We start from the raw sequence: 24,415 nt of genomic DNA on the forward strand, positions 1-24,415 counted from the left end.
CCCTCAGACCCGCCCGGCGCGGAACGTGCGCCGGTACACCGTGGGGGACACCCCCAGCGCCGCCTGGAGATGCTGCCGCAGCGACGTGGGCGTCCCGAAACCCGCGTCCCGTGCCACCTGGTCGATCGACAGGTCCGTCGACTCCAGCAGGTGCCGGGCCCGTTCGACCCGCTGCCGGGTCAGCCACTGGACAGGGCTGACCCCGACCTCCTCCCGGAACCGGCGGGTGAAGGTCCGCACGCTCATCGACTCCTGCTGCGCCATGTCGCGCAGCAGGATCGGCCGTTCCAGCCGCCCGAGCGCCCAGGTGCGCGCGGTGGTCGTGGTCGCGAACCGGTTCTTGGGCACCGGGCGTTGGATGTACTGCGCCTGCCCGCCGTCCCGGTGCGGGGGCACGACCGTGCGGCGGGCGACGTCATTGGCGACGGCGGTGCCGTGGTCGCGGCGCACGATGTGCAGGCAGAGATCGATCCCGGCGGCGACCCCGGCGGAGGTCAGGACGTCCCCGTCGTCGATGAACAGGACGTCCGGGTCGACCCGGACCTCGGGGAAGAGCTGCTGGAAGTGGTCGGCGTGCCACCAGTGGGTGGTGGCGGGGCGCCCGTCGAGATATCCGGCGGCGGCCAGCACATAGCTGCCCGTGCAGATCGAGACCATCCGGGTCCCCGGCCTGATGTGGGCGAACGCGGCGGCCAGCTCCTCGGTGAGCCTGCCCTCCGAGTGGACCGGGCCGAGTTCGTAACTGGTGGGGATCACCACCGTGTCGGCGGTGGCCAGGGCCTCGGGCCCGCGCTCGACGGTGATCGTGAAGTCCGCGTCGGTACGGACCGGGCCCGGCGGGCGGACGGAACAGGTCACGACTTCGTACAGACTGCGGCCCTCGTTGTGCGGCTCGATGCCGAACGCGCGGCCGAAGATCCGCTGGGGGATGCCCAGTTCGAAGGGGAGCAGCCCGTCGAGGGCCAGGACGGCGATTCGGTGCGGCATTGGCGGACTCCCTTCACCCCTAGTGGTATAGACCTCAAGCCTGATACATGTCACTCCTGTGAAGGAAAAGTCAGCGGAGCACCCGCGCATTCCCGCCGTCGAACGCGATGGTGTGCAGCCCCTTTTGCCCGGTTCCCCCAGTTTGAGCGCGAGGGATGGCGGACTCGGCGACGGCCTGGGCGACGGCCGGTCGGAAGGGCTCTGGAACCGTAACTTCCGGCTCTTCTTCGTCGCCCGCACCGCCGCGCTCTTCGGGGACGGCATGATCCCGGTGGCGCTCACCGCGGGACTGCTGGGGGCCGGCCGGCCGCACTCCTCGGTGGGCTTCGCGCTCGCGGCCTGGATGGGGCCGCTGGCGCTCTTCGTGCTCTTCGGCGGCGTACTGGCCGACCGGTTCACCCCCCGCCGGATGATGATCATCGCGGATGCGCTGCGGCTGGTCGGGGCCTCGGTGCTGGCGTTCTCCTTCGCCACCGGGAACCCGCCGCTGTGGGTGGTGTACGCGCTCAGTTCGGTGGCCGGGGTGGGCGCCGCGCTCTTCCAGCCGGGCGTCGCCTCGACCGTGCCCCGGGTGGCCTCGGACGTGCAGCGGGGCAACGCGGTGCTGAGGGTCTCCGAGGCGCTGATGACCATGGCGGGTCCGGCCTTCGCGGGCATGCTCGTCGGGCTGGCCAGCGCCGGGGCGGTCTACGCGGCGAACGCGTCGACGTTCCTGGTCTCCGGCCTCTGCCTGTTCCTGCTGCGGCTCGCCCCGGGCCCGTCGGACGACGCGCAGCGCGGCGGCTTCGTCGCCGAACTGGTCGACGGCTGGCGGGAGTTCCGGGCCCGCAGCTGGCTGTGGGGGGTGATCGCGATCTGGACGGTGTACGGCTTCATGGTGCTCGGCCCGATGCTGCCGCTCACCGCGGTCGAGGTCACCGAGGCGCACGGCTCGGGGACGTACGGCGTGATGATGGCGGTGAACGGCGCGGGCAGCGTCGTCGGCGGGCTGCTCGCCCTGCGCCTGAGGCCCCGCCGACCGCTCGCGGCCGGGGCCGTCGCGCTGACCGGGGTCTGTGTGAACCTGCTGGTGCTGGGCCTCGGGCTGCCGGTGCCCGCGCTCGGGGCGGGGCAGTTCGTGGCGGGTGCGGCGTTCGCGTTCTGGCTGGTGATGTGGTCGACGACGGTCCAGACCCATGTGCCGCCCGAGGCGCTGAACCGCCTGCACGCGTACGACGTGGCGGGCTCGTTGCTGATGCTGGCGGCGGGCCGGGCGCTGGCGGGACCGGTCGCGGACCAGGTGGGGGCGCCCGAGGTGCTGCTGGCCGGAGCGGTGATCAATATGGTGGTGGTGGCGGTACTGCTGGTGGCCCGGCCGATCAGCCGGCTGGAGCGGATCGCGTGACCGGGGGCGGGGGGCCGGTGGCCGCGCCCCGGACGGGCCCGCGCGCACGTGCGGTCGCGGCCGGGGCCGCGGTGCTGACCGTCCTCGCCGGGCTCGGGGTCAGGGCACTCGCGGACGGCGCCTTCGCCAAGTACGCCGGGGACGCGCTCTACACGGTGCTGATCTGCGCCCTGGTCGCCGTGATCGCGCCCGGCGCGCGGCCGGCCGTCCGGGCCGGGACGGCGCTGGCGTTCAGCTGGGCGGTGGAGCTGCTGCAACTGACCGGGGTGCCCGCGGAGCTCTCCCGGCACAGCACGGTGGCGCGGCTGGTGCTCGGCTCGACCTTCGGCGCACCCGATCTGCTCTGGTACGCGGTGGGGGCGGGGTTCGCCTGGGCGGTGACGGTCCTGGCTACTTCGCCCGGCTGCGTTCCTCGGACTTCTGCATCTCGATGACCTCGAAGACATGGGCGCTGGTCTGCCTGCGCACACTGCCGGCGACGAGCAACCCCGCACCGAGGACGGACAGGGGCGCGGAGATACCCAGGACGGTCAGCTGCTTCGGTACGTCGCTCTCCACCTCGCACACCGACGACATGCCGCGGTAGCAGTACATGCCCTGCGGGTCCGCCAGCAGGAAGCCCAGCCAGACCCACAGGGCACAGGCGATGAGCAGCAGTACGGCGCCCCAGGTCTGCATCAGCGCGGAGCGGTGGTGGAAGTGCTGGCGTGCTGCCCACTGCATGGAATCCCCCGGATCGGTGCGTGACGAGGCCGGCGGGCCCGGCCCGTCGGCCGACTGGCGATCGTACGCGCACACCGGCCCGCCCGTCCGGACCGCGGGGCGACGATCCCGGTGGCCCGATTCCTGCGAAGGGTGTCCCTCGGGCCACTCGTGAGGGGGTGTGCCGTGGCCCGATGCTGAGTGACGTGACCCAGACAACCGAAAGCGCCGCCCGGGACGACGACCGGCAGGCCATCCCCGCACCCCCCGGCCGCCCCTCCCGCCGACGTGTTCACCGCGCCTGGATCGTCGCCGTCGTCACCTTCGTGACGATCATCGGCGGCGCCGCCTTCAACTCCCTCCCCGGCCTCCTCATCGACCCGCTCAACACGGAGTTCGGCTGGTGATGCTTTGGGGTACCTCGGAATCGGTCGATCTTGCGCACCCGCCAGCTTGAGCAGTCGGGGCGGACTCGGCGCCAGGCGCCCGCACGGGGCGGCTCCCGCTGTTTCCACGCAAGGGAGCGCCCCGATCCCTCACTGCGGTGTGGTCGAGTACCGCTCGATGCTCGCGCGGCCTGTCGATCGGTCGAGTAGGCGCAGCTCCCACGGGCCCGTGTTCACATCGAAGTCCTTGCCGAACCCGACCCACTTACCTGCCATGCGTCGGCCTGTCGGCTCGATGAGCAACTGAATTGCACCGTGGTACCGGGCGCCCTGGTAGTACCCGTCAGCCGCCGTCTGTTCGGTCCACGTACCGGTGACGACGTTCCGATCGACCGTGAGATCCAGGGACAACGGGCTGTCCGGGTTGGTCGATGCTCCGGGCAGGCTCTGGGCTGTCAGCCGGTTGCCGTGCTGGACGATCACGACGTGATGCTTGCAGTCGAACGTCTCGTCACGGCTGGACGAGTAGAACTCGTAGCGGGACAGCCAGATGCCCGCGTACTCGCTCTGCGGCTCCGGCTCCGGGCTTGTGACAGCGTCAACCGTGCCGACTTTCCCAGCCTCCATGTCGTGGCCTCCTGCCCCGTCCGAGTGGACGCGTGCCAACGGGATCGCGAACCCCAGCGACTCAGGGGTACGGCCGGTGAACCGCTTCAGTGCCCGCGCATACAGCGGGCGGCATGTCCTGGTCTCCCCGGACTCCCAGCGTTGCACGAGTCGCTTGGAGGCGTCGTTCGGCTCCCCCAGCTCCTCGCCTGCGCCACGTAAGCCCCGGGCGAACTCGTCTTGGCTGAGGTTCATCGACTTGCGTACGGAGGTCAGCACGTCGTTGGGGATTCGCTCGCTCTCGCCGGTAGTCGTCATGATCCGAGCGTAGCCACGTCATGCCTCCAATGACACCGGTTTGACGCCCTCGGGGTGACGACGACATGACGCCCAAGGGACGCCCTGAACGTCGCCGCAATGGTCATGACTGGTCCGGAACATGGACGCCATGTCCATCCGCATCAGCGCTTACAAGGTGAGAGCCGACGGCACGCAGACCGAGCCACGAACCCTGTACGAGGGGGAGGGCGGGGAACCCCTCGCTACTGGCCTGATGCCGCCGTGCCTGTGCCCCAGGTGCAGGGGTGGGCGACATGACCGGAGCACCACGGAACCCCAACTACGTGGAGGCAAGCCAGCATGAGCACGGCAGTAGTGATCCGTGACCCGAAGGAGTACGTCACGCCGGACGTGTGGGAGCGGGAGGTGGCCCTCCTCCTCCGCAACCCGGAGAACACGCGAGAACTGGCAGAGGCCAAGTTCGGACAGGCCATCGCCTACCTGGTCACGTGCGGCGAGAACCCGGACCTTCTCATGGGCCCGTCCGAGCAGGTGGACGAAGCATGGCACTCGTTCATGCTCGACTCGATCCCGTACCACCACTTCACCAGCCGGCACTTCGGCCGGTACATCCACCACGTTCCGGAGCTTCCGGGGACGACGGCCGGGGTCCAGTGCGTCAGCGACGACAAGGCGAAGCGGGACGGGCGCGACCGCAAGAGCGGCGGCCCGCTCGTTCTTGAGCAGACGATCAGGGCCATCAAGGCGGCCGGGTTCGAGATCGACCCCGACCTGTGGGGCATGGAGGACGCGGCCGACTGCAACCAGTGCCACGCCGGGTGCCACGACTCGCCCAAGTAGTAGTAAGTAGCACGTGAGTTGGGGCCCATCCCCGTACGTTGGGAGGTGGGCCCCTCATGCCGGAAAGGATCACCGCATGTCATTGGCTGAGTCCTGGGACAGGTACGCGGTCGGCAGTAAGCCGCGCAGGACCGTGAACGCCAAGGGTGAGACGACCTGGCTGAACTGGACCCAGTACGCCGATCATGGGCCGAACGAGAGCGTTCTGGGCCCTGCGGTTGGACGCCGGGTGCTGGAACTCGGCTCGGGGAGCGGTAGTAACCTCGCGCACCTCGTGACGCTTGGCGCGACCGGTCAAGGAGTTGACATCGCCCCCGCTCGCGAGACGGTCGCGCGGGAGCGCTGGGGCGGTCTGCCGGGCCTTGAGTTCCGTACGGCGGAGGCGACGGCGTTCCTGAAGGAGACGGACGAAACATTCGATGTCGTGCTCTCGATCTTTGGTGCCGTGTGGTTCGTCGACCCGGACACCCTGCTCCCGCTGATCCGCTCGCGTATGGCACCGGGCGGCATCCTGGCATTCTCGCATTTGCCCCCAGGCAGCCAGGGGCCCAAGCCTGCCAAAGCCGGACTGCGGCACGACCGTACCCCGGATGAGTGGGGGCGCATCCTGACGGGGCACGGCTTCTCTGACGTGTGCGTGTCTCTGATCGACCCGCCAGAGGGCAGGGCCGTGGGCACGATGCTTGTCCGTGCCTTGGCGGCCTGACCGCTCGGCTGTGCGCCTGTCTCAGGAGATCCCGGCCTTCTGGCAGACGGAGCGAACCGTCATGGCGCTCCACTTCGCGGCTCTGCGCGGGGGCAGGCCCTCGGTGTCGAGCTGCACGCCGATGGCCCGGTAGCTCATCCCCTCCGCCCTCAGTTCGAGTATGCGGGCCTGTGCGGCCTGCTCCGTGGGGTTGGGTGCCGCGTCGCGCTCTCGCCCCTCTCCGCCACCGTGGAAGCCGTAGGCGTACGCCCCGACGGCCTTCCGTCCGGCTGCCGCCTTGGCCGTACGCCCGTCCCGGAGACGCTTGACCACCATGCGCCGATCGAGTTCGGCGAACACGCCGATGACCTGCCGCATGGCCGTACGCATCGGGTCGTCAGGATCGTCCTGGTGGACCTCCCCACCATCGGTGGTGAAGACCTTCCCCCCGTCGTGCCAGACCACGGCAAGCGTGGCTTCCTGCACCGTGAGCGCACGCGCCAGCCGGTCGAGCCGAGGTACCAGCAACCCCTCTGCTCCGCCCTCTCTGATGAGCAGCAGAGCTTCCGACAGGCCCTGACGGTCGAGCGCTTCGGTTGCGCCGGACACGCCCTCATCGCGCGATACGTGAACGATGCGGTGCCCGTTGGATTTGGCCCACGCCTTGACGGCCTTCTCCTGTACGTCCAGGCCGAAGCCGTCCGAGACCTGTCCGGCCCCGGATACGCGGATGTAGGCAACAAGCTTCACGGCTCTCCCTTCCGTGATCATGTAAGTCTTTCCGTGGAAAAACTTACGACGCAGGTCAGGAAGCTGCAACGTCGATCGCATGTCCATGGCGGGTGGCGGTCCGCACAGCCAGGCGTACAGGGCGACGGCGGAAGGGGGTGGGGTATGACCCTCTGTAGGACCTTGCTCGACCGCCGAGTCTTACCGGCCGAGATCGCGCCACGGTTTCGGGGCCGTTCAAGACCTCACGACCTGCTGCAAGAACTCGCGGTGCAGGCGGCGCAAGTGAGAGCTCAGTGCCTCGGGAGTGGGTCGCTCTCTCAGGTGGCGGACCGCGTGCGGCGCCATGGTCTTGCCGGTGACCCGTGTACCTGCGGCGTTCGCCTCGCTCGCACAGGACGTAAGAATCAAGAGGACGATCTTCTCGGCTAGATCTACTGATACGTCTGACTTCGACACGGCGCGAAACCTGCGCATCTCTGCCCGGAGCTCTCCGGTGAGCGTGCTCGCCTCGTGGACCATCTGCTGGAGTTCGCCGATCTCAGTCTTCGCACCGTTGCCGGCTTCTGCGGAACCCCGAAACCTGAGAGAGAGATCGACAACTTGCCCCAGCGTCACGTACAAGTCGACGGCGGTGCGTTGCCGTGCAGAGTCAACGTGGTCGGTCTGGTAGTTCACAGTCACTTGGCCGAGGTCAGCGATGTACTGGTTGCTGACCCACTTCCCCGCGAACTCCTGGCGATCAGCATTGAACTGCTGACCTACAGACTGACTCTGCTGATCGAATCTGCTTTCACCCACCAAGCAGCGCCCCAAGCATGGTGGCGATCTGGCTACCAATACCCGTGGCCAGTCCACCCATCTCCAGAAGTCGCTGCATTCTCCCTTGCACATCTGAGGTGTCGCCAGACGCTGCGGCGTCGCGTGCAGCTTCCAGCTCCGCCCGCACCTCGGGGGGCAGGGGTGGCTCCATCTGTTGCACTTGCCTCAGGATGTCATTCAGTCCAGCAGCAAGATCGGCCATCGAGATCGGCGTTCCGACGATCATGTTCTCGGCGTTGTGCTGAACGCCGACTGTCTGGTTGTGCTGGTTGAAGGTCGCCACCTGGCCACAGTATGGCTCGCTCAACAAGCCGAGCAACATGTTCCCGGTGTCAACTACCTTTCCAAGAAGAGGGATTCCAGATCGGAGTTGCCCTGGATCTCCTCGCGCCACCGCGAGGTAGTCGCGTTACAGTCGGCCCTGCTTGGCCAGCTCGATGTGCTCCTACGCCAGCTCAGCGCCGGTGACCTGGAGGGCGAACACAAGATCGTGGTCAGGCGAGTTGTCTGGATGGGGCATCGCGCCAGCGCAGCGAGGGTGGACCCGTACGCGGCCTCATTTCGAGAGGCGCCTCACAGGCAGTGACCAGCGCCTTCCCCCTCCACGCGTTGTACATTTCGGGTTCCCCCGCGCGATGGTGACGGGGCCGCTGTTGTCGTCGGAGAAGGGAAACCCGAGATACAGGAACACGTATGGCGTCGTGCGCTGGTGCGCTCGAACATGAAGCGCGCAGGGGGGTTGGTCGGCGTCGCCGTGGCGTTGTACGCGGACTACGAGACGGGCGAGAACGTCTGCCCGTCGAACGGGACGATCGCCAGAGAGCTTGGCTACGGCGGAAAGGCTCCGGAACAGACGGTCAACAAGATCGTGGGCAGGCTGCGTAAGGCCGGCTGGCTCACGAAGACCGGCAAGATTCCGGATGGTCCGGTGGTCTACCGACTCACCCTGCCGAAGGTAGGTTGTATGGCTGAGGAGCCATACAACCTACATACCTTCAAGAGCGACGCCGGTAGGAGTGAGGAGCCAGCGGCGAAGAGCAAGCCGGTAGGCGAAGAGCGGCCCCCCGCAGGGGGCCGACAGGTCAAGGACGAAGAGCGCAAGCAGCCGGCGATGGTGGGCCGCGTGAGCGGCCCCCAGAAGGAAGACGAAGGGGCTGGCTCTCTTGGGGGGCCTGCGGCCCCCACCTTGTCCTTCGTAGATCTTGGCAAGGTCAAGCAAGAGGGCCAGCGTCGACGCTGGTTCGGAGACGCGTACGCAGCTCCCTTGCCGGTGGACTTCGACTACGACGGCTTGACCGACCGGCTCCCAGAAGCAGGGCAAGAGCCGCCGCCCTTCTGATCGGGCGTGACGAAGACGAAGCCCCGCCCTCGGATGAGAGCGGGGCCGAGTTGAGCGGGACAGGCTACGCATCCGGTTCGTTGTCGGCGGTGTGGTTCCACTCCACGGTCATGTAGTCGTCCACGGTCATCTTCGCCGCCTTCTTGAAGCCGTTCGGGTGCATCGTGATCGTGGTGACGAACTTGACCCACGCCCGGCGGACGGGGAGCGGAGTGTTCGGCCAGTCCTGAATCAGGCCAGCAACGCCCGCCACGGGGTCGATCGGGGGCAGGCCAGTGACACCCGACAGCTTCTCGTCGATTTCGTCGAGCCTGGCCCGGATCGCCTCGGTACCGGCCGTCATCTGTGACAGGGTGATGGACCCCGAGGCGTAGGCCACGGCCAACCCGTCGAGACGTTCCCGCAGGGTCTGCGCTTCCTGGTGAAGGTGGGCCGAGTCGTCTCCCTGCTCCTGTCGAGCGGCGAGGACCCAGGGCAGGAAGTCGGGGAAGACGATCCGCGCGAGGACGGCGTTACCGGCTCGCTTGTCGGCCAACTCTCGGGGCACGCGTACGTGCTTCTGTCCGCAGCGGTAGACCGGGGTTCCTCGGTACATGCCACCCCGCACTGTCTCCCCGCAGCGTTCGCACGCGGCCAGTCCGGCGAGCAGGGTCTGAGGGGCCGAGCCCGTACGTGCACCACCCGTGAACCGCTCGGGGTTCGTCAGTGCCGACACGAGGGCGTAGTGCGTCGCCTCGTCCAGGATCGCGGGCCATTGGCCCTCGCCCACCACTTTGCCTCGGTAGGTGGATTGAGCGATGTACCGAGGGGAGATGAGCACCTTCTTCACTCCGCCCACGCCCCACCCCTTGGCCTCGTCCTTCGCCGTGCCGGAAGACGAGCGAGGAGCGAGCAGACCGAGGCCGGTCCAGTAGCGGGCGACAGACGCCAGGGTCTCGCCCTGAAGGACCATCTCGGCACCCTTGCGGATCGCTTCCGCCTCGTCCTCGACCACGGTCACGTAGTCGTCGGCGTACCCGAAGGTTCGCAAGCCCGCCTTGTGCGGCTTGCCGTTCTTCGCCGCCTGGAGGTTCGACGCCTTCTGCCGCAGCGCCTTCTGCTCCCCCTCGTACTCCGCCCACGCCGTGACCGTCTTGGCCGTAGCCCGCCCCGCCGGAGTCGCGAGGTCCAGCTCACCGACCGCTTCGACGCCCGGCGGCTCCTCGCCGTCTACTACGCGCTGCGCGGCGTCTCGCTGCTCTTCCTGCCGATGCTGATGGCGCCGTCGGTGCATCCGCCGATGGTGTTCTTCATCGTCTTCTACGGCCTGGACTGGGTCGCCACCGTCCCGCCGACGCTGGCCCTGTGCCGTGAGCAGTACGGGGAGGACAGCGCCATCGTCTTCGGCTGGGTGCTGGCCTCCCACCAGGCGGGGGCGGCGCTGGTGGCGTTCCTGGGCGGTGTGGCGCGCGATGTGTTCGGCTCGTACGACATGGTCTGGTACGCGTCGGGGGCGCTGTGCGCGACGGCGGCGCTGATGGCGCTGGTGATCCGCCGGGTCCGGGAACCCTCGGACGCCGCCGTCGGGCTCGGCTGACGGCGGGCTTTTCAGGCTGCCGGGCCGTGGGCGGCGGAGAGGCGCTCGGCGACGGCCAGGAAGATGTGGAGGTTCGCGATGTCGCTGACCGCGACGCCGCACCAGAGGCCGGATCCGCCGGTCCTCATGACACGGACCCGGCCCGCCGCGACCTGGATCTCCTGGACGTCGGACCAGGAGAGGTCGCCCTTCCCCCTGGCGGTCAGGCCGGTCCGGGAGAGCGACAGGTCCCCGAAGTTGACCGTCTCGCCGTCCAGGACCGTTTTCAGGACCGCCGGTCCCTGGGCGCGGAGAATGGCCTGCTGCATATGGGGTCCCCAGGTCTCGGGGCCTTCGTAGAAGTGCGTGATCCTCGCGCTGGCAAGGCCCGGACCCACCGCGGAGTAGGCGTACTCGATGGGTCCGGGGATGCCGTTGATGATCTTCTGGGTGATGTCCTGGTAGAGCCGCACGGAATCCCAGCGGATGACGACCATGCCGTCGCCGGACTGCGGGTGCACGATCATTCCGTTCTCGAACAGATGGAGACGCTTGGCGGCCTGTCTTCGGCTGAAGTCCGGATTCCGGCGCAGCCACCAGAAGAACAGCAGGCCGGGTATCACGAGCATCGCCAGCAGGTAGAGCGTCGTGAAGATGTAGAGGGCGAAGAGCACTCTGTTCAGGCGCTTGGGGGCGAACGTGCCCTCCAGCGCGCCGAGTCGGTGGGTGGAGGCCAGTTCGGCGGCCTCCGCGGACAGGAGGTTCGGTGCTTCTGCCATGGACTTCTCCCTCGTGTGTACGCCGGATGCGGACGCGGTCCGGCCGTTTCCGCGGCCGGACCGCGTGCGGGGTGCGAGGGTCATCCCCTCGTCCGCGCGATCAGCCGGGCGAGCAGCCGGGTACGGGGGACCATCTGCCCGACCGCGACATGCTCGCTGTCCGCGTGGGCGCCGCTGCCGACGGCACCGAGGCCGTCCAGCGTCGGGACGCCCGCGCCCGCGGTGTAGTTGCCGTCCGACGCGCCGCCCACGGCGACGCCCCGCAGTGGTTCCTGCCCCAGCTCTGCGGCGATCTCGCGGGCGAGGGCGAACAGTTCGGCGGAGGAGCCCGGTTCCATCGGGGGTCGTCTCCTGCCGCCCAGTACGCGCAGCCGTGCCCCGGGTGTCCGGGCGGTCAGCTCCCGCATCAGGACGTCGATCCGGTCCTGCGCCGCCGTGGTGGGCACCCGCACGTCCACCGACACCTTCGCTCGGGCGGGCACGGTGTTGAGGGTGCTGCCGGCCGACAGCAGCGTGGGCGTGACGGTCGGGTCCCCCAGTACCGAACCGGTGGGGCCCATCGAGGCCGCGAGACCGGCGATGGCCAGGACCTGGTGGGCCGCCTCGATCGCCGCGTTGACCCCCTTCTCCGGTTCCTGACCGGCATGGGAGGCCCTGCCGTGCACCTCGACCTCGTACCGCGAAGTGCCCTTGCGGGCGGTCTTGAGGGCGCCCTCCGCATTGGCGGACGCCTCCAGCACGAAGGCCGCCGCGCAGCCGCGCGCGGATTCCTCGATCAGTTCCCTGGAGGTCGGGGAACCGACCTCCTCGTCCCCGTTGACCAGCACGCACACGCCGTCCGGGGACGGCAGGGAGGCCAACGCGTGGAACATCTGCACCAGACCCCCCTTCATGTCGAGGACCCCGGGGCCCCGGGCCATCCCGTCGACCACCGACCAGGGATGTGTTTCCAGCGAACCCGTCGGCCACACCGTGTCGTGGTGCCCCACCAGCAGCACCCGCGGTGTGCCGAAGGTCCACCGCAGATGGGGCACCCCGTCGATCACGATCGTCTCCGGTGCCCGGCCCAGCAGTCTCTCGCCCTGGGCGCCGACGACCTCGGCGCTGCGGGCCAGCGCCGGGTGGTCGGCCGAGAAGGACTCACAGACCACGAGCTCTTCCAGATCGGCCAGCATCGCGGGCAGCGAGACCGCGGCTCCCGCGCTCACCGGCCCCGCCCGGACTCGGTGTAAGGCAGTAACGACACGTCTCCTCCTGGGAGTTGATACGGGGAAGTTCGTGGGGCGGCAGTGCTGACCGGCCCCGTTCCTCGACGCTAGGGCCGGACAAGGCATTCCACCAGCGACTAGATTGCATGTGAGCCATGCATGGGAGGAATGTGTTCGAGATCGACGCACTGCGTCTGCTGGTGACGGTGGCCGACACCGGATCGTTCACGAAGGCCGCGGTCCGGCTCGACTACACGCAGTCCGCGGTGTCCCGGCGCATCGCCTCATTGGAGAAACAGGCGGGCGGTCCGCTCTTCGAACGGCTCGCCCGGGGCGTACGGCTGACCCCGGCCGGCCAGGCACTGCACCGGCACGCGGAGGAGGTGCTCGCGCGGCTGGCGAGCGCGGAGCACGAGATGGCCGTGATCCATGCCGGGCGGGGCGGGCGGCTGCGCGTGGGGGCGTTCGCCACGGCCAACATCTCGCTGGTGCCCGCCGCGCTGCGGGCGTTCGTGCGGTCCAGGCCGGAGGTCGAGGTCGTCGCGGCCGAGGGCCGGACCGGTGAGCTGATGCGGCGCCTGGCGGAGGGGGCGCTGGACCTGGCCGTGGTCAGCGACTACCCGTCCGGTCTGCCGTCGGTCGACACCGTCACGACGGAGGTGCTGCTGGCGGACGAGCTGTTCGTCGTCCTCTCGCGCGACCACCGCCTGGCCGGGGCCGGGACGATCGATCTGCGCGAACTGCGCGACGAGACCTGGCTCCAGGACGTGTCCGCCGACCGGCCGATGATGCTTGCCGAGGTGTGCGACCGGGCCGGGTTCAAGCCGAAGCGGATCACCAGGATCGCCGAGTGGACCGGCAAGTTCGGCTACGCGGCGGCCGGGCTGGGGGTTGCGCTGGTCCCCTCGCTCGCCACCTGGGCGGTCCCCGCCGAACTCGCCGTCTGCCGGCTGGGCGACCTCGCCCCGCGCCGGACCGTACATGTCGCGCTGCCCGCCGCCCCGCTTCCGGCAGCACTGGCGCTGCGGGACCTGCTGCACGAAGCCGTTCCGCGCGACCCCCTCGGCTGAACAGCCGGTCCACCGGGGCGGTACGGGGCGGAGCCGCGGTGCGCGCTCACCCGTCGAGCGGCCCGAACCGCCCGAACACCCCCCGGTGGAACAGCAGTGGATCGGCCCCGTCAGCCGCCGCCCCCAACGCCTCCACCCGGCCGACGACGATCAGATGGTCGCCCCCGGTGTGGACGGCCTGGACGCGGCAGTCGACCCAGGCCGCCACGGAGTCCAGCAGCGGCGACCCGGTCACCGGGGCGGCTTCGTACGCCACCCCCGCGAACTTGTCCGCGCCGCTCACCGCGAAGCCCCGGCACAGCGCGCCCTGGTCCGCTCCGAGGATGTTGACGCAGAAGGCCCCGGCGCGCGCGATGCGCGGCCAGGTCGTCGACGTACGGGCGACCATGAACGTGACCAGCGGCGGGTCGAGGGAGAGCGAGGCGAACGACTGGCAGGCGAAGCCCGCCGGGCCCTGCGGGTCGTCCGGGTCGTGCGCGGTGACGACGGTGACGCCGCTGGCGAAGCTCCCCAGCACGCGGCGGAATTCGCCCGGGTCGACGGGCGGCCGCTCATTGTCGGCGACGGCTCGCAGATGCGGGCGCGGCAGCGCATCGACCGGTGCCGGCCCTGCGGTGGTGGCGGCGCCGACGGACCTGAGGTACCGGACGGCGATGGCGGCCATGCCTGCGTGTCCCATCACCCTTCGATTAGAACTGACGGCCCATCAGTTGGGAAGGGCCGGGGACCGGCAGCTTGGACATGCCTGTGCGCGGCAAGGTACATTGCATTGCATGGAACCAGGTGGTCCGAGCAACCGCTCTGCGAGCAAGGCCGAGAGCCAGCTCCGCAAGGGCGTGCTGGAGTACTGCGTACTCGCCCTGATGCGTGACGGGGCGCGGTACGGGGTCGAGCTGCTGCGGGAGCTGGAGGAGACCGGGGCGCTGGCGACCAGCCAGGGCACGGTGTATCCGCTGCTGTCGCGGCTGCGACGGGACCAACTCGTCGTCACCACCTGGCAGGAGTCCGCCTCGGGCCCCCCGAGGCGCTACTACGAGCTGACCGAGGCCGGACGCGCCGCGCTCGCGGAGTTCACGGGAACATGGCCCGCTTTCCGGAATGCCGTCGATCACCTTCTCGCGCCGAAGACGCACCCGCAGGTATCTGGAGAGACCGAATGATGAACACCGAGAAGCCGCAGAGCGCCGGGAGTGCCGGAAGTGGCGGGAACGGCGCCGGGAGCGAATTGGTCCGGGACTACCTCGCGGCGGTCGAGCGCGAGGCGTCGGCGCTTCCGGCGGACCGCCGGCAGGAGCTCGTGGCCGATCTCGCCGAGCACATCGAGATCGCGCTCGCCGAGCGGCCCGGCGGCAGTGACCGGGACGTTCTGCGCGAACTGGGTGACCCGCGCACCATCGCCGCCACCGCGCTCCAGGAGTCCGGGTCCGGCCCCGGGCTCGCTCCCGGCGCCGTCACCGGTCCGGGTGCCGTCGCCGGTCCCGGCACCGGGGCGGGGAAGACGCCCGCGCGCCGCTCGCCCGCGTGGCTCGTGGTGCTGCTGCCGGTGCTCGCCTTCGGTCTCGGCTACCTCTGGGTGCCGCTCGGCTTCGCGCTGAAGGTCGCCGGAGCCGTTGTGCTGTTCAGGTCCCGGCACTGGACGAAGAGCCAGAAGTGGACCGGCTTCGCGCTGACCGCGCTGGCGCCCTCGCTGATGAACGTCGCCTGGTTCCTCTTCAGCTACCCCAACGATCCGTCGCAGTCCGAGTACTGGATGGCTATCGCGGCGACGGCGGTCGTGACGCTCGCCGGTGCGGGTTGGCTCTGGCGGGTGCGGAGCAGTGCGGACGCCGCGGCTGCGTAGTCCCGAGTGGGGCTCAGCCGTCCCGGGCAGGGCCCACCCGCCCCGGGCAGCCGTCCCGGGCAGGGCCCACCCCTGACGTTCGTCAGGGGTGGGCCCTGCCGTTCGGCCCGGGTCCGCGGCCCCTCGCCGCTTCTAGGTTCACATCCCATGAGACGAGAAACCGGAAGCAGAACCCGGACCGGGCGGCCACTGCTCGCCTGCGTCGTCCTGGCCTCGGGGGCGGCGGCCGTCCTGGCGCTCGCCCCGGGCGGCCTGGGCTCGGCCCGTGCCGTGGAGGTGACGGACGGCGCCTCGGCGTCCCCCTCGATCCGCACGCCGACCGCGAGCCCGGCGGCCGCGGCCTCCTCGACCGGCCGGGGAATGCCGGTGCCGGGCGGCTGCGGAGGTTCGTCGTCCGCCTCCTCGCGCAGCAGGCCGATCACCTCGCCGAGCCGCTCCACCGACGCGGCCGCGCGGGCCCGGATCTCCCCGGCCGCGGCCCGGTGCGCCTCGTCCAGGCCGGGGGCCAGTTTGAGGGCACCGGCCGACAGGGCGATGAGACTGAGGTCGTGCCCGAGGACGTCGTGCATGTCCTGGGCGATCCGGGCCCGTTCCCGGGACCGCGCCTGCTCGGCGACGAGCCGCTGTTCGCGCTCCAGCCGGCCCGCCCGTTCCCAGCCCGCCCGGACGAGCTCCTGGTACTGGCGCCAGAAGCGCCCCGCGAACCACGGCAGCATCGCGGCCACCGCCACCACCGCGACGAACCGCCCCGCCATCAGCAGCCAGGAGGGCACCAGTGCCACCGCCACCACTCCGCCGGCCACCACCGCGACGAGCACGAGGACCGTGGGCCCGGTCCTTCCCGGCTCCCGGCCCGCGAAGAACGCCGCCGCGGCGGCGGGCAGGGCCCACCACGGGCTGACCGCGCTCAGCCCGACACAGACCGCCGCACCGACGGCCAGAAGATTTCCCGGCGCGACGACGGCCCGCCGGACCGCACCGCTGATCATCACTCTGTCCACCCGGACGACCGTACGCAGCCGGGGAGCGCCCCGACACTGCCGAAAGTCACCGTTGCCCATTCCCTCGCACGGGCGCGCCGGGTCGCCCAGGCCGTGATCCCCCACCTGCGCGCGCGGGGCTCCGGGCGCCTCCTCCAGTTCGACGCCGTCCTGGCGATGGACCGGGCCCGCGAGGAGCAGTACCGCGCCTGGGGATCCCTCAGCCGCATGGCCCCGGGGTGAGCGCGAGCGACTGCGACCGCACCTGGTCGCAGGCCGCTACTCTGAGTTGTCGGACCGGCTGAGCGGGAGGACACACCCAATGACCAGTGCGCCCGACTACAGCCAGGGCATCGATTCCGAGCGCGCCCTGAAGTTCGCGGTGCAGCGGATCCGCGGGGACCGCGCCCAGATCATCGAAGGGATCATCGAGCCCGTGACGCCGACCTGGGACCACGAACGGGCGGCCCGAGTCGTCCGTCGGCAGATCGAGGACCGCGTGGACGAACTCGGCTGCGTCGAAGGCTCGGGCAATCTGGACCTGCCCGGTTCGTCGAACTGGTACGTCCCTGACATCGCCGTCGTGCCCGAGGGACTGGCGAAGGGGGGCGGGGCCCTTCTCCCCGATCAGACCCTGCTCGTCGTGGAGGTCACGTCGGAGTCGAATGCGGAGACCGACCGTGTCGTGAAGCGGCGACGCTACGCCGAGTACCGTGCCCCGCTGTATCTCCTCGTCGACCGGATCGAGGGCAGCGTGACCCTGTTCTCCGAGCCGGGTCACCTGGGCTACACCCATGTGGACGGTCCGCACCCGTTCGGTGCGGTTCTGAGGCTGCCGCACCCGTTCGACCTGGACCTGGACACCGGAGGCCTGTCGCCCGCGTGATCGCTCGGAGCTAGATCCCCCGGTACTTCGGCACTCGCCGTTCCACGAAGCTCGCCACGCCCTCGTTGGCGTCCTGCGTCGTCATGTTGATCTCCTGGGCCATGGCCTCGGCGGCGAACGCCGTCGACCGGTCGGTGTCCATCGACGCGTTGACGAGCTGCTTGGTGAGGGTGATCGCACGGGTCGGCCCCTCGGCCAGCCGTTGCGCCCACGCCCGCGCCGTCCCGGCCAACTCCTCGTCCTTCACCACCCGGTTGACCAGCCCCAGGCGTTCCGCCTCCGCCGCCGGGAGCGAGTCGCCGAAGAACATCAGCTCCTTGGCGCGCTGCGGGCCGATCAGCCGCGGCAGCAGATACGCACCGCCGCCGTCGGGCACGAGACCGCGGCGTACGAACACCTCGATGAACTTCGCCGATTCGGCTGCCAGCACCAGATCGCAGGCGAACGCGAGGTGGGCGCCGAGGCCGGCCGCCGTACCGTTGACGGCCGCGACGACGGGCTTCTCGCAGTCCAGGACCGCGGCGATCAGACGCTGAGCGCCGAGCCGGATCGTCCGGGCCACATCTCCCGGCACCCGCTCGCCGGCCGCCGGGGCGCCGCGCAGGTCGGCGCCCGCGCAGAAACCGCGGCCGGTGGCGGTGAGGACGACCGCCCGGACCGCCGGGTCGGCGGAGGCCTCGGCGAGCAGGCCGATGACGCGTTCCCGCTGCTCCCGGGTGACGGCGTTCATCGCCTCGGGCCGGTTGAGTGTGATCCAGGAGACGCCGTTGTCAGTGGCGTGGAGTACCAATGAATGGAGCGGGTCGGCGGACTCGGCGGACTCGGCGGTGTCTTCGGGGGAGGACGGCATGGGGCAGCTCCTGGGCGGTCGCAGTGATGAGCGCGGTAGCGGGTGCGGCAGTGGCCGCGAGGGCGAGCGGGTCGGGCGCGGGCGGCGAGGGCGGCGCGGTCGGTCAGCGGCAGACGGCGAGCGCGTCCAGCGCCACCGCGCCCTGCCCCCGCCCCAGCACCATCAGCGGGTTGATGTCCAGCTCGGTGAGGTCGTCGCCCAGCTCCAGCGCCATCCGCTGCACCCGCAGCACGACCTCGACGAGCGCGTCCACATCCACCGGCGGACCACCGCGCACGCCCTCCAGCAGGGCCCGGCCGCGCAGTTCGCCCAGCATCGACCGCGCCTGGTCCTCGCCGAACGGCGGCACCCGTACCGCCGCGTCGTGCAGCACCTCGACCAGTACGCCGCCGAGCCCGACCGTCACCGTCGGCCCGAACAGCGCGTCCTGCGTGACGCCGACCATCATCTCGACACCCCGCTCGACCATCTGGCAGACCAGGATCCCGTCCAGCTCGACGCCCTCGTACCGTGCGATGTCGGTCAGTTCGCGGTACGCGTCCCGCACCTGGCTCGCGGAGGTGAGCCCGACCTTGACCAGGCCCAGTTCGGTCTTGTGGGCGAGCCGGGCGCCCGACGCCTTCATGACCACCGGGTAGCCGACCAGCCCCGCGGCCCGGACGGACGCCGCGGCGCTGGTCACCAACTGCTCGCGCGGTACCCGGATTCCGTACGCCCGCAGCAGCTGCTTCGCCGCGTGCTCGCTCAGCTGGTGGCCCGGACGCATCAGCGCCTGCGCCTTGCGGAACGAGGGCGAAGGCGTGCGGGGCGCCTCGTCGAAGGGGGAGCGGTAGGAAGCGGCGAACCGGTGGTGGTCCAGGTAGGCCTTCACGGCGGTGATGCAGTTGCCGAAGGTACGGAAGGTGGCGACGCGGGACGAGCCGAGCAGCGTCGTGCGGTACGCCTCCTCCGTGCCGACGGGCGAGCCCCACACCACGCACACCAGCTTGTCCGTGGTCTCCGCCGCGTCCACCAGGTCCTGCGCGAGCTTGTCGCTCATCGGAGGGAAGGGGCCGGTGATCGGACAGATCAGCACCCCCACGCCGGGGTCGGCGAGTATCGCGTCGATGATCTTCCGGCCGCGCCAGTCGCCCACCGGATGGCCCCCGTTGTCGACCGGGTTCGCCACGTTCAGGTAACCGGGGATCCACTCGTGCAGTTCGCGCTGCTTCGCCTCGGACAGGGTGGGCAGGCTCAGCCCGGCGCCGGTGGCCAGGTCCGAGAAGTGCGCGCCCGTGCCGCCCGAGATCGAATACACGACGACCCCTTCGGCCTGCGGTTTCCGTGCCCGCGCGAGCAGGGCCGCGGTGTCCTGGAGCTCGTCGAGCCCGTCGACCCGGATCACGCCGAACTGCCGCATCGCCGCGTCCACCACCTGGTCGGCGCCGGTCAGCTTGCCGGTGTGTGACGCGGCCATCCTGGCGCCCGTCTCCGTACGCCCCACCTTGACCGCCACGACCGGAACCCCGGCCCGTGCCGCCCGGTCCGCGGCCAGCAGAAAGGAGCGCCCGTCCTTGAGCCCCTCCACATAACAGGCGATGGCCCCGACCTCGGGACGCTGCGAGAAGTACGAGATGAAGTCGGCGGTCTCCAGATCCGCCTCGTTGCCCGTGGGCGCCCAGTGCGAGAGCCGCACGCCCAGCTCCTGAAGGGTGTAGACGGGGCGGCCCTGGTGACCGGACTGGGTGATCAGCGCGATGGCCGGCCCGTCCAGATCGTCCCGGAACTTCTCGAAGGCGTTGAGGTTGGTGTTCGGCCCGAGCAGCCGCAGCCCGGACCGCTCCACCGCCGCGGCCAGCCGTGCCTGGGCGGCGGCGCCCTCCTCGCCGGTCTCGGCGAACCCGGAGGCGAAGGCGACGGCGAACCGCACCTTGGCCTGCGCGAGTTCCTCGATCACCGGGAGCGGATCGCCGACCAGCAGCACGGCCAGATCGACCTGCTCCGGCAGCTCCGCGACGGAAGGAGAACAGGCCCGCCCGAACACGGACTCCCTGGTGGGGTGCACGGGATACAGCCGCGCCCCGACCCGCTCGGCCCAGCCGATCAGCTGCCGGGTGATGCCGGTGTTGGGCCGTCCCTCGGTATCGGAGGCGCCGATGACGGCCACGGACCCGGGCCGGAAGAACCGGTCCAGATCCGGCACGGCCGCGTGCAGCGGCCGGCCGCTGACGTCCAGGACGCACTCCGTGGCGGCGTCGACCGTCATGCTGTGGACGGCGGCATGCGGCTCTTCGCCGCAGGCCACCACCCTGGCGCGGAAGTCGGTGGTGAGGGTGCCGTGAGTCGATCCAAGCATCGTTCCGCCCACTCCTGCTCGAGGTCCGTCGGGTGATCGTGCCCGGCCAGCCAAAAGCTGACGCTCTGTCAGGTTACTGAACTGACGGCTCGTCAGGAATGGGTGTGCAGGCAAAGGCTGGGAGAGGGTCGGATGCCGGAGGCGTCGGGACGCGCGCTGTCGCGGGCCGGGCCCGCGCGCAGGCCGCCGCTCGCGACGGCTGCCCGTCCGGCGGACGACGGCCGCGGACGGACAACGACTGGGTGAGCAAGATGCGGGACTACCCCCTGCTCGGTGTCCCCGTCTACGCGGTTTTCGACCCCCGCACGGGCACGGGTGCCGTCCTCTCCGAGATCCACACGACGCCCGAAGGCCCGCGTTACGCGATCCGCAAGGACTTTGTGTACGGCGAGGACGTCACCATCGGCGAGTGGACGATCTCGACCGACGGGCTGCCGCTGTACGCCTGAGGCCCACGGGCAGGACCGTCCCGCCCGGACTCAGTGCCTGCGTGCCGCCCTCTTCGCGATCTTCCGTGCGTCCAGGGCCAGTTCGCGCAGCATGCCGCTGATCGGGTTGGTGAAGCCGGTGAAGTACAGGCCGGGTGCCTGCTTGGGGGTGCGGCCGCCGTGGACCACCGGTCGGCCCCGGGCGTCCAGCACGTCGAGGTGGCCGACCAGCCCTTCCAGACCCCGCCGGTAGCCGGTCGCCGCGATCACCGCGTCCGGGGCGACCCGGTCGCCGTCGGCCAGCACCACCGCGTCCCCGTCGAACGACTCGACGGCCGCCACCGGCACCACCCGGCCGCGCTTCACCGCGTCGATCAGCCCCACGTCCTGCACCGGAATGGCGCCGTCCTTGACCCGTGAGTACAGGCCCGTGTCCGGGCGCGGCAGGCCCTGCGCGGCGAGGTCGGGCACGGAGATCCGGCACATCAGGCCCGCGGCCCGGTCGATCAGCCGGACCGGCAGCCTGCGCACCAGGACGGCGGTCGACTGGGCGGGCCAGCCCACGGTGGAGCGGCGCACGATGTGCGGCACGGTGCGCACGGCGATCCGTACCCGGGACGCCCCGCCCTCGACCAGGTCGACGGCGATCTCCGCGCCCGTGTTGCCGATCCCGACGACCAGGACGTCCTTGCCCGCGTACGGGGCCGGGTTGCGGTAGTCGGAGGCGTGGACCAGATCTCCGGTGAAAGTGTCGAGGCCGGACCAGTCGGGGATGCGCGGGGTGTGGTTGAAGCCGGTGGCGACGACGACGGCCCGGCCGGTCAGCACCCGGCCACCGGTCGCGGTCAACTGCCAGTCCCTGCCGTCCGGGGCGCGGTCGATCCGGGACACCTCGACGCCCGTCACCACCTCCAGCTCATGGTGCTCGGCGTACTTGTCCAGATAGCGCACCACATCGTCCCTGGACACCCAGCGTCCGAACCGGCGCGGCATCGCGAGCCCCGGCAGCGCCGAGCGGCGCCGGGTCGTGTGGAGGTGCAGCCGGTCGTAGTGACGGCGCCAGGACGCTCCCACGTTCCCGGACTTCTCCAGCACGACCGCCCGTACACCCTGCTCGCGCAGGGCCGCCGCGGCGGCGAGACCGCCGGGACCGCCACCGATGACGTATACGGGCCGGTCCTCGGTGAGGTTGGTCTGGGCCGGTATGGAGCTACCGGCGGTAAGTGCGCTGTCGGGCATGGTTCGGAGCGTAATCGCGCACCCGGTTGATGGGTCTCGGTCAAGACCGGAATCGATTGCGAATTGATCACGCGTGTACGCCCTTTGCCTGTCTCCCGCTCACTTCTTGCGCCCCCCTTGCGCGAGTTGCCCGCCATCAGGTGAACTGACGTACCGTCAGATTCAGTGAACGGGAGGCCACGGGAGGCCCCATGCAGACGATCTGGCTCGGCGGAGCCGAGTGGCTGGCCGTTCTCCGGATAGGCCTCGGCCTGTGGTGGCTGGAGAGCTGGCGACACAAGGACAAGAAGGGCTGGTTCGAACGCGGTACGGGCATCGCCTGGGCCGCGGACGTCGCGGGCAAGCACCGGTGGCCGGCCGTGCGCACCGGCTTCCGGAAGATCGTCGCCCCGCGACCCAAGGTCATGGCCTACATCGTCGTGTACGCCGAACTCGCCCTGGGGCTCGGCCTGATCGCCGGGTTCCTCACCCCTGTCGCGCTGGCCGCGGGTCTCCTCCTCAACCTTCTCTATCTCGTGCTGATGATCCACGACTGGGCCGAGCAGGGGCAGAACGCCATGATGGCGCTCATCTCACTCGTCGCGCTGTTCGCGATGTCCTGGCAGACCTGGTCCCTCGACGCAGCGATCGGACTCTTCCCGTGACCGAGGCCCCCGTACGTTTCGACCTTCCCGAACCCGACGCCTTCACCCGCCCGTACTGGGACGCCGCCGCCCGGGGGCAGTTGCTGCTGCGCAGCTGTCGCGCCTGCGGGCGCGCACACCACTACCCGCGCGAGTTCTGCCCGCACTGCTGGAGCGAGGACGTCACCTGGGAGCGGGCGAGCGGAGACGCCACGCTCTACACCTGGTCCGTCGTGCACCGCAACGACCTGCCGCCGTTCGGCGCCCGCGTCCCGTACGTCGCCGCCGTGGTCGACCTGGCCGAGGGCCCGCGGATGATGACGGAGATCGTGGGGTGCGAGGAGTCCGCTCTCGCCATCGGCATGGCGCTGCGGGTGGCCTTCCGGCGGGAGGAGGGGAAGGAGGCCGTTCCGGTCTTCCACCCCGGAGACTGCTGAGTGCGCTTCGCCGGACAGGCCCGCCCTACTTCTCCCGCTGTGCGGGACCGAGAGCGGGTGGCGTCCGGTCGACCTCTGCGGGGCCGGAATCGCCGTCCTTCCACTCGGGGTCGTAGGCACAGGGCACGGAGGCACGGCCGATGAAGTACTCCCGGTCCTGGTACCAGATGAAGGACATGCTCTCGTCCCCGTCGTCCCGCTGGACGTACAGGTCCCAGGACTTGCTCTTCCCGCCCTCACGGTAGGACGTGACCTCCCAGCCGTCGTCCTTGAGTTGCCGGTGCAGCCTGCGGAGGCCGGAGACGGCCTGGCTCGCGGGCACGTGGTCCAATGCCCAGCTGTGGCTCATCCGATAGGCGCCGTCGATGGTCTTGTCCTCCAGCCCGAGCAGGCCCCCGTCGTAGCAGTAGCCGGAGCTCAGTGTGTTCTCCGTGCTGACGCCGATCTTCTCGACCCCCGGTTCCACGGTGCGTTTGAACCCGACGAGGTCGTAGGCCTCCTGGGAACGCTGGAAGGCGCGGTCCGCCATCTCCTCGGGCGCGACCCGGGGCATGTCCGTCGACCCGGACAAGAACCATGCGAGCAGGGCGACCAGAGCGAGAACGGGTACGACGACGAGCGCGACGCAGCCGCATCCGAGGGCCCCGAGAACGGAAGAGGGGGACCTGGACCCGGTCGGGGCGGGGGTCGGAGCGGGCGTGGTGTCGGTGGGTGCGGTCTCCTCGGGCATACGGGGGACGGTATGCCGCCGGGGGAACGCGACGGATGGGCGCGGTCACCCGGCAAGGACTAGGTACGCGGACTCAGGACTCGATGCCGCGCAGCTTGCGCCGTTCGCGGAAGTTGGGGTGGCGGACGACCACACCGCCCATGCCGCAGGAGCCCGTCAGCCGGAGGAGCGGGGCGCCGGGGGTCCGCTCCTCCGTGGTCTTGTCCTTCAGGCCGCCGAGTCCCTGGTCCAGGTTGTCGGTGTGCACGGTCCAGCCCTCCGGGATCACGACCTTCACCCCGGCCATCTCGCCGCGTACTTCCAGCGCGATCTCGCGCAGCCGGCACTCGGCGCGGGTGAAGTCGATCCGGACGCCGCCGATGCCGCCCTGGGCGCGTATCACCGGGGGCACCTTCCAGACGCCCGAGCGCGTCACGCCGTGCATGCCGCCCTTGAGGACCAGCGGCTCGCCCTTCGCCACCTCGATGGGGACCAGGTCCTCGGTGAGGGGCGCCAGTTCGGCGTAGGTCTTGGCGGAGAGTGCCTGCCCGAGCCGGGTGTCCAGCTCGTCCATGTCGATGCGGCCCTCGGCCGCCGCCTCCCGCAACTGCTCGACCACCGCCTCGCGATCGGCATCCGAAGCGCGCATGCGGTCGGCGGAACGGGCGGGCTCAGCAGGCATGGAAGCGATGATAC

General features: G+C 70.3%; 27 protein-coding genes and 4 pseudogenes. 15 read left to right on the forward strand and 16 right to left on the reverse strand.

Annotation, left to right across the window (positions count from 1 at the left end):
* Nucleotides 1–3 precede the first annotated feature (3 nt).
* Nucleotides 4–987, reverse strand: a complete 984-nt coding sequence (locus tag ACFVX4_RS08055; protein WP_389973142.1) for a GlxA family transcriptional regulator — start codon at nucleotides 985–987, stop codon at nucleotides 4–6.
* Nucleotides 988–1,129: 142 nt separating this feature from the next.
* On the opposite strand from ACFVX4_RS08055, the gene ACFVX4_RS08060 reads away from it, so the two are divergent.
* Both ACFVX4_RS08060 and ACFVX4_RS08065 read left to right on the forward strand, forming a co-directional pair.
* Nucleotides 1,130–2,371 (forward strand): MFS transporter, encoded by a 1,242-nt coding sequence (locus tag ACFVX4_RS08060; protein ID WP_389973145.1) that lies wholly within the window; start codon nucleotides 1,130–1,132, stop codon nucleotides 2,369–2,371.
* Nucleotides 2,368–2,805 carry a DUF2809 domain-containing protein gene (locus tag ACFVX4_RS08065; RefSeq protein ID WP_389973148.1) on the forward strand — a complete coding sequence of 146 codons (438 nt, stop codon included), beginning with the start codon at nucleotides 2,368–2,370 and terminating at the stop codon, nucleotides 2,803–2,805. The genes ACFVX4_RS08060 and ACFVX4_RS08065 overlap by 4 nt, the downstream gene beginning before the upstream one ends.
* On the opposite strand, the gene ACFVX4_RS08070 is transcribed toward ACFVX4_RS08065, so the two are convergent.
* A complete protein-coding gene (locus tag ACFVX4_RS08070; protein WP_389973151.1) occupies nucleotides 2,762–3,094 on the reverse strand; it encodes a hypothetical protein in 333 nt (110 codons plus the stop codon). The genes ACFVX4_RS08065 and ACFVX4_RS08070 overlap by 44 nt on opposite strands.
* A 173-nt stretch (nucleotides 3,095–3,267) precedes the next feature.
* Between ACFVX4_RS08070 and ACFVX4_RS08075 the strand changes: the two are divergent.
* Nucleotides 3,268–3,477, forward strand: a pseudogene (locus ACFVX4_RS08075) (MFS transporter); the annotation flags it as partial.
* Between the two features lie 132 nt (nucleotides 3,478–3,609).
* On the opposite strand, the gene ACFVX4_RS08080 reads toward ACFVX4_RS08075, so the two are convergent.
* Complete coding sequence (locus tag ACFVX4_RS08080) at nucleotides 3,610–4,383, reverse strand: helix-turn-helix domain-containing protein (protein ID WP_389973154.1); 774 nt, start codon at nucleotides 4,381–4,383, stop codon at nucleotides 3,610–3,612.
* Between the two features lie 321 nt (nucleotides 4,384–4,704).
* Here ACFVX4_RS08080 and ACFVX4_RS08085 point away from each other — a divergent pair, with 321 nt between their 5' ends.
* Complete coding sequence (locus ACFVX4_RS08085) at nucleotides 4,705–5,205, forward strand: glycine-rich domain-containing protein (RefSeq protein ID WP_389973157.1); 501 nt, start codon at nucleotides 4,705–4,707, stop codon at nucleotides 5,203–5,205.
* A gap of 76 nt (nucleotides 5,206–5,281) precedes the next feature.
* The gene (locus ACFVX4_RS08090; protein WP_389973160.1) at nucleotides 5,282–5,911 is read left to right on the forward strand and encodes a class I SAM-dependent methyltransferase; all 630 of its coding nucleotides are present in this window, start codon (nucleotides 5,282–5,284) and stop codon (nucleotides 5,909–5,911) included.
* A 21-nt stretch (nucleotides 5,912–5,932) separates the two neighbouring features.
* Here the strand turns inward: ACFVX4_RS08090 and ACFVX4_RS08095 are convergent, their stop codons facing one another.
* The 3 genes from ACFVX4_RS08095 to ACFVX4_RS08105 form a co-directional block, all read right to left on the reverse strand.
* Nucleotides 5,933–6,640 (reverse strand): recombinase family protein, encoded by a 708-nt coding sequence (locus tag ACFVX4_RS08095; protein WP_389973163.1) that lies wholly within the window; start codon nucleotides 6,638–6,640, stop codon nucleotides 5,933–5,935.
* Nucleotides 6,641–6,856: 216 nt separating this feature from the next.
* The gene (locus ACFVX4_RS08100; protein ID WP_389973166.1) at nucleotides 6,857–7,420 is read right to left on the reverse strand and encodes a hypothetical protein; all 564 of its coding nucleotides are present in this window, start codon (nucleotides 7,418–7,420) and stop codon (nucleotides 6,857–6,859) included.
* Nucleotides 7,413–7,724: a hypothetical protein gene (locus ACFVX4_RS08105; protein WP_389973168.1), complete on the reverse strand. Its 312-nt coding sequence runs from the start codon at nucleotides 7,722–7,724 to the stop codon at nucleotides 7,413–7,415. The genes ACFVX4_RS08100 and ACFVX4_RS08105 overlap by 8 nt, the downstream gene beginning before the upstream one ends.
* 426 nt (nucleotides 7,725–8,150) lie before the next feature.
* On the opposite strand from ACFVX4_RS08105, the gene ACFVX4_RS08110 reads away from it, so the two are divergent.
* Nucleotides 8,151–8,780, forward strand: coding sequence for a hypothetical protein (locus ACFVX4_RS08110; RefSeq protein WP_389973171.1), 630 nt, complete (start codon nucleotides 8,151–8,153; stop codon nucleotides 8,778–8,780).
* Between the two features lie 64 nt (nucleotides 8,781–8,844).
* Here ACFVX4_RS08110 and ACFVX4_RS08115 read toward each other — a convergent pair whose 3' ends face one another.
* Nucleotides 8,845–10,053 carry a recombinase family protein gene (locus ACFVX4_RS08115; RefSeq protein WP_389973174.1) on the reverse strand — a complete coding sequence of 403 codons (1,209 nt, stop codon included), beginning with the start codon at nucleotides 10,051–10,053 and terminating at the stop codon, nucleotides 8,845–8,847.
* Between ACFVX4_RS08115 and ACFVX4_RS08120 the strand changes: the two are divergent.
* Nucleotides 9,952–10,356, forward strand: a pseudogene (locus tag ACFVX4_RS08120) (MFS transporter); the annotation flags it as partial. The gene ACFVX4_RS08115 and the pseudogene ACFVX4_RS08120 sit on opposite strands and share 102 nt — an antisense overlap.
* Nucleotides 10,357–10,367: 11 nt before the next feature.
* Here the strand turns inward: ACFVX4_RS08120 and ACFVX4_RS08125 are convergent.
* On the reverse strand, nucleotides 10,368–11,114 hold the full coding sequence (locus tag ACFVX4_RS08125) for a DUF6585 family protein (RefSeq protein WP_389973177.1): 747 nt from the start codon (nucleotides 11,112–11,114) through the stop codon (nucleotides 10,368–10,370).
* A gap of 80 nt (nucleotides 11,115–11,194) precedes the next feature.
* A complete protein-coding gene (locus ACFVX4_RS08130; RefSeq protein WP_389973970.1) occupies nucleotides 11,195–12,289 on the reverse strand; it encodes a M20 family metallopeptidase in 1,095 nt (364 codons plus the stop codon).
* A gap of 188 nt (nucleotides 12,290–12,477) precedes the next feature.
* Between ACFVX4_RS08130 and ACFVX4_RS08135 the strand changes: the two genes are divergently transcribed.
* On the forward strand, nucleotides 12,478–13,392 hold the full coding sequence (locus tag ACFVX4_RS08135) for a LysR family transcriptional regulator (RefSeq protein WP_389973180.1): 915 nt from the start codon (nucleotides 12,478–12,480) through the stop codon (nucleotides 13,390–13,392).
* A gap of 46 nt (nucleotides 13,393–13,438) precedes the next feature.
* Here ACFVX4_RS08135 and ACFVX4_RS08140 read toward each other — a convergent pair whose 3' ends face one another.
* Nucleotides 13,439–14,056: a flavin reductase family protein gene (locus ACFVX4_RS08140; RefSeq protein WP_389973973.1), complete on the reverse strand. Its 618-nt coding sequence runs from the start codon at nucleotides 14,054–14,056 to the stop codon at nucleotides 13,439–13,441.
* Nucleotides 14,057–14,165: 109 nt separating this feature from the next.
* Here ACFVX4_RS08140 and ACFVX4_RS08145 point away from each other — a divergent pair, with 109 nt between their 5' ends.
* Both ACFVX4_RS08145 and ACFVX4_RS08150 read left to right on the forward strand, forming a co-directional pair.
* On the forward strand, nucleotides 14,166–14,552 hold the full coding sequence (locus tag ACFVX4_RS08145) for a PadR family transcriptional regulator (RefSeq protein WP_389973183.1): 387 nt from the start codon (nucleotides 14,166–14,168) through the stop codon (nucleotides 14,550–14,552).
* Nucleotides 14,549–15,232 (forward strand): DUF1700 domain-containing protein, encoded by a 684-nt coding sequence (locus ACFVX4_RS08150; protein ID WP_389973185.1) that lies wholly within the window; start codon nucleotides 14,549–14,551, stop codon nucleotides 15,230–15,232. Before ACFVX4_RS08145 ends, ACFVX4_RS08150 begins: the two co-directional genes overlap by 4 nt.
* A 410-nt stretch (nucleotides 15,233–15,642) precedes the next feature.
* Here ACFVX4_RS08150 and ACFVX4_RS08155 read toward each other — a convergent pair.
* Nucleotides 15,643–16,293, reverse strand: a pseudogene (locus tag ACFVX4_RS08155) (histidine kinase); the annotation flags it as partial.
* 33 nt (nucleotides 16,294–16,326) lie between these two features.
* Here ACFVX4_RS08155 and ACFVX4_RS08160 point away from each other — a divergent pair.
* On the forward strand, nucleotides 16,327–16,455 hold the full coding sequence (locus tag ACFVX4_RS08160) for a hypothetical protein (RefSeq protein WP_389973188.1): 129 nt from the start codon (nucleotides 16,327–16,329) through the stop codon (nucleotides 16,453–16,455).
* A 79-nt stretch (nucleotides 16,456–16,534) separates the two neighbouring features.
* The gene (locus tag ACFVX4_RS08165) at nucleotides 16,535–17,098 is read left to right on the forward strand and encodes a Uma2 family endonuclease (protein WP_385325422.1); all 564 of its coding nucleotides are present in this window, start codon (nucleotides 16,535–16,537) and stop codon (nucleotides 17,096–17,098) included.
* A gap of 10 nt (nucleotides 17,099–17,108) precedes the next feature.
* On the opposite strand, the gene ACFVX4_RS08170 is transcribed toward ACFVX4_RS08165, so the two are convergent.
* Nucleotides 17,109–17,948, reverse strand: coding sequence for an enoyl-CoA hydratase/isomerase family protein (locus ACFVX4_RS08170; RefSeq protein WP_389973191.1), 840 nt, complete (start codon nucleotides 17,946–17,948; stop codon nucleotides 17,109–17,111).
* 103 nt (nucleotides 17,949–18,051) lie between these two features.
* On the reverse strand, nucleotides 18,052–20,283 hold the full coding sequence (locus ACFVX4_RS08175) for an acetate--CoA ligase family protein (RefSeq protein WP_389973194.1): 2,232 nt from the start codon (nucleotides 20,281–20,283) through the stop codon (nucleotides 18,052–18,054).
* Between the two features lie 218 nt (nucleotides 20,284–20,501).
* Between ACFVX4_RS08175 and ACFVX4_RS08180 the strand changes: the two are divergent.
* Nucleotides 20,502–20,732 (forward strand): annotated as a pseudogene (locus ACFVX4_RS08180) (Uma2 family endonuclease); the annotation flags it as partial.
* 30 nt (nucleotides 20,733–20,762) lie between these two features.
* Here the strand turns inward: ACFVX4_RS08180 and ACFVX4_RS08185 are convergent.
* Nucleotides 20,763–21,950 carry a flavin-containing monooxygenase gene (locus ACFVX4_RS08185; RefSeq protein WP_389973197.1) on the reverse strand — a complete coding sequence of 396 codons (1,188 nt, stop codon included), beginning with the start codon at nucleotides 21,948–21,950 and terminating at the stop codon, nucleotides 20,763–20,765.
* A gap of 191 nt (nucleotides 21,951–22,141) precedes the next feature.
* Between ACFVX4_RS08185 and ACFVX4_RS08190 the strand changes: the two genes are divergently transcribed.
* Nucleotides 22,142–22,594 (forward strand): DoxX family membrane protein, encoded by a 453-nt coding sequence (locus ACFVX4_RS08190; RefSeq protein WP_389973200.1) that lies wholly within the window; start codon nucleotides 22,142–22,144, stop codon nucleotides 22,592–22,594.
* Nucleotides 22,591–23,010, forward strand: a complete 420-nt coding sequence (locus tag ACFVX4_RS08195) for a Zn-ribbon domain-containing OB-fold protein (protein WP_389973202.1) — start codon at nucleotides 22,591–22,593, stop codon at nucleotides 23,008–23,010. Before ACFVX4_RS08190 ends, ACFVX4_RS08195 begins: the two co-directional genes overlap by 4 nt.
* Nucleotides 23,011–23,035: 25 nt before the next feature.
* Here ACFVX4_RS08195 and ACFVX4_RS08200 read toward each other — a convergent pair whose 3' ends face one another.
* Both ACFVX4_RS08200 and ACFVX4_RS08205 read right to left on the reverse strand, forming a co-directional pair.
* Nucleotides 23,036–23,740, reverse strand: a complete 705-nt coding sequence (locus tag ACFVX4_RS08200) for a hypothetical protein (RefSeq protein ID WP_389973205.1) — start codon at nucleotides 23,738–23,740, stop codon at nucleotides 23,036–23,038.
* A gap of 73 nt (nucleotides 23,741–23,813) precedes the next feature.
* A complete protein-coding gene (locus ACFVX4_RS08205; RefSeq protein ID WP_389973208.1) occupies nucleotides 23,814–24,401 on the reverse strand; it encodes a DUF1707 domain-containing protein in 588 nt (195 codons plus the stop codon).
* Between the last annotated feature and the right edge of the window lie 14 nt (nucleotides 24,402–24,415).

This window comes from Streptomyces sp. NPDC058240, assembly GCF_042882135.1.
In the GTDB taxonomy this organism is placed as follows: domain Bacteria; phylum Actinomycetota; class Actinomycetes; order Streptomycetales; family Streptomycetaceae; genus Streptomyces.

Bases quoted from the DNA above. Each gene is read 5' to 3' on its own strand.
- ACFVX4_RS08130 (WP_389973970.1), bottom strand. From the start codon at position 12,289: ATGCTGGCCGATCTGGAAGAGCTCGTGGTCTGTGAGTCCTTCTCGGCC.
- ACFVX4_RS08145 (WP_389973183.1), top strand. From the start codon at position 14,166: ATGGAACCAGGTGGTCCGAGCAACCGCTCTGCGAGCAAGGCCGAGAGC.
- ACFVX4_RS08170 (WP_389973191.1), bottom strand. From the start codon at position 17,948: ATGCCGTCCTCCCCCGAAGACACCGCCGAGTCCGCCGAGTCCGCCGAC.
- ACFVX4_RS08090 (WP_389973160.1), top strand. From the start codon at position 5,282: ATGTCATTGGCTGAGTCCTGGGACAGGTACGCGGTCGGCAGTAAGCCG.
- ACFVX4_RS08055 (WP_389973142.1), bottom strand. From the start codon at position 987: ATGCCGCACCGAATCGCCGTCCTGGCCCTCGACGGGCTGCTCCCCTTC.
- ACFVX4_RS08125 (WP_389973177.1), bottom strand. From the start codon at position 11,114: ATGGCAGAAGCACCGAACCTCCTGTCCGCGGAGGCCGCCGAACTGGCC.
- ACFVX4_RS08070 (WP_389973151.1), bottom strand. From the start codon at position 3,094: ATGCAGTGGGCAGCACGCCAGCACTTCCACCACCGCTCCGCGCTGATG.
- ACFVX4_RS08140 (WP_389973973.1), bottom strand. From the start codon at position 14,056: ATGGCCGCCATCGCCGTCCGGTACCTCAGGTCCGTCGGCGCCGCCACC.
- ACFVX4_RS08190 (WP_389973200.1), top strand. From the start codon at position 22,142: ATGCAGACGATCTGGCTCGGCGGAGCCGAGTGGCTGGCCGTTCTCCGG.
- ACFVX4_RS08175 (WP_389973194.1), bottom strand. From the start codon at position 20,283: ATGCTTGGATCGACTCACGGCACCCTCACCACCGACTTCCGCGCCAGG.
- ACFVX4_RS08150 (WP_389973185.1), top strand. From the start codon at position 14,549: ATGATGAACACCGAGAAGCCGCAGAGCGCCGGGAGTGCCGGAAGTGGC.
- ACFVX4_RS08135 (WP_389973180.1), top strand. From the start codon at position 12,478: ATGCATGGGAGGAATGTGTTCGAGATCGACGCACTGCGTCTGCTGGTG.
- ACFVX4_RS08165 (WP_385325422.1), top strand. From the start codon at position 16,535: ATGACCAGTGCGCCCGACTACAGCCAGGGCATCGATTCCGAGCGCGCC.
- ACFVX4_RS08205 (WP_389973208.1), bottom strand. From the start codon at position 24,401: ATGCCTGCTGAGCCCGCCCGTTCCGCCGACCGCATGCGCGCTTCGGAT.
- ACFVX4_RS08080 (WP_389973154.1), bottom strand. From the start codon at position 4,383: ATGACGACTACCGGCGAGAGCGAGCGAATCCCCAACGACGTGCTGACC.
- ACFVX4_RS08185 (WP_389973197.1), bottom strand. From the start codon at position 21,950: ATGCCCGACAGCGCACTTACCGCCGGTAGCTCCATACCGGCCCAGACC.
- ACFVX4_RS08200 (WP_389973205.1), bottom strand. From the start codon at position 23,740: ATGCCCGAGGAGACCGCACCCACCGACACCACGCCCGCTCCGACCCCC.
- ACFVX4_RS08115 (WP_389973174.1), bottom strand. From the start codon at position 10,053: ATGCACCGACGGCGCCATCAGCATCGGCAGGAAGAGCAGCGAGACGCC.
- ACFVX4_RS08085 (WP_389973157.1), top strand. From the start codon at position 4,705: ATGAGCACGGCAGTAGTGATCCGTGACCCGAAGGAGTACGTCACGCCG.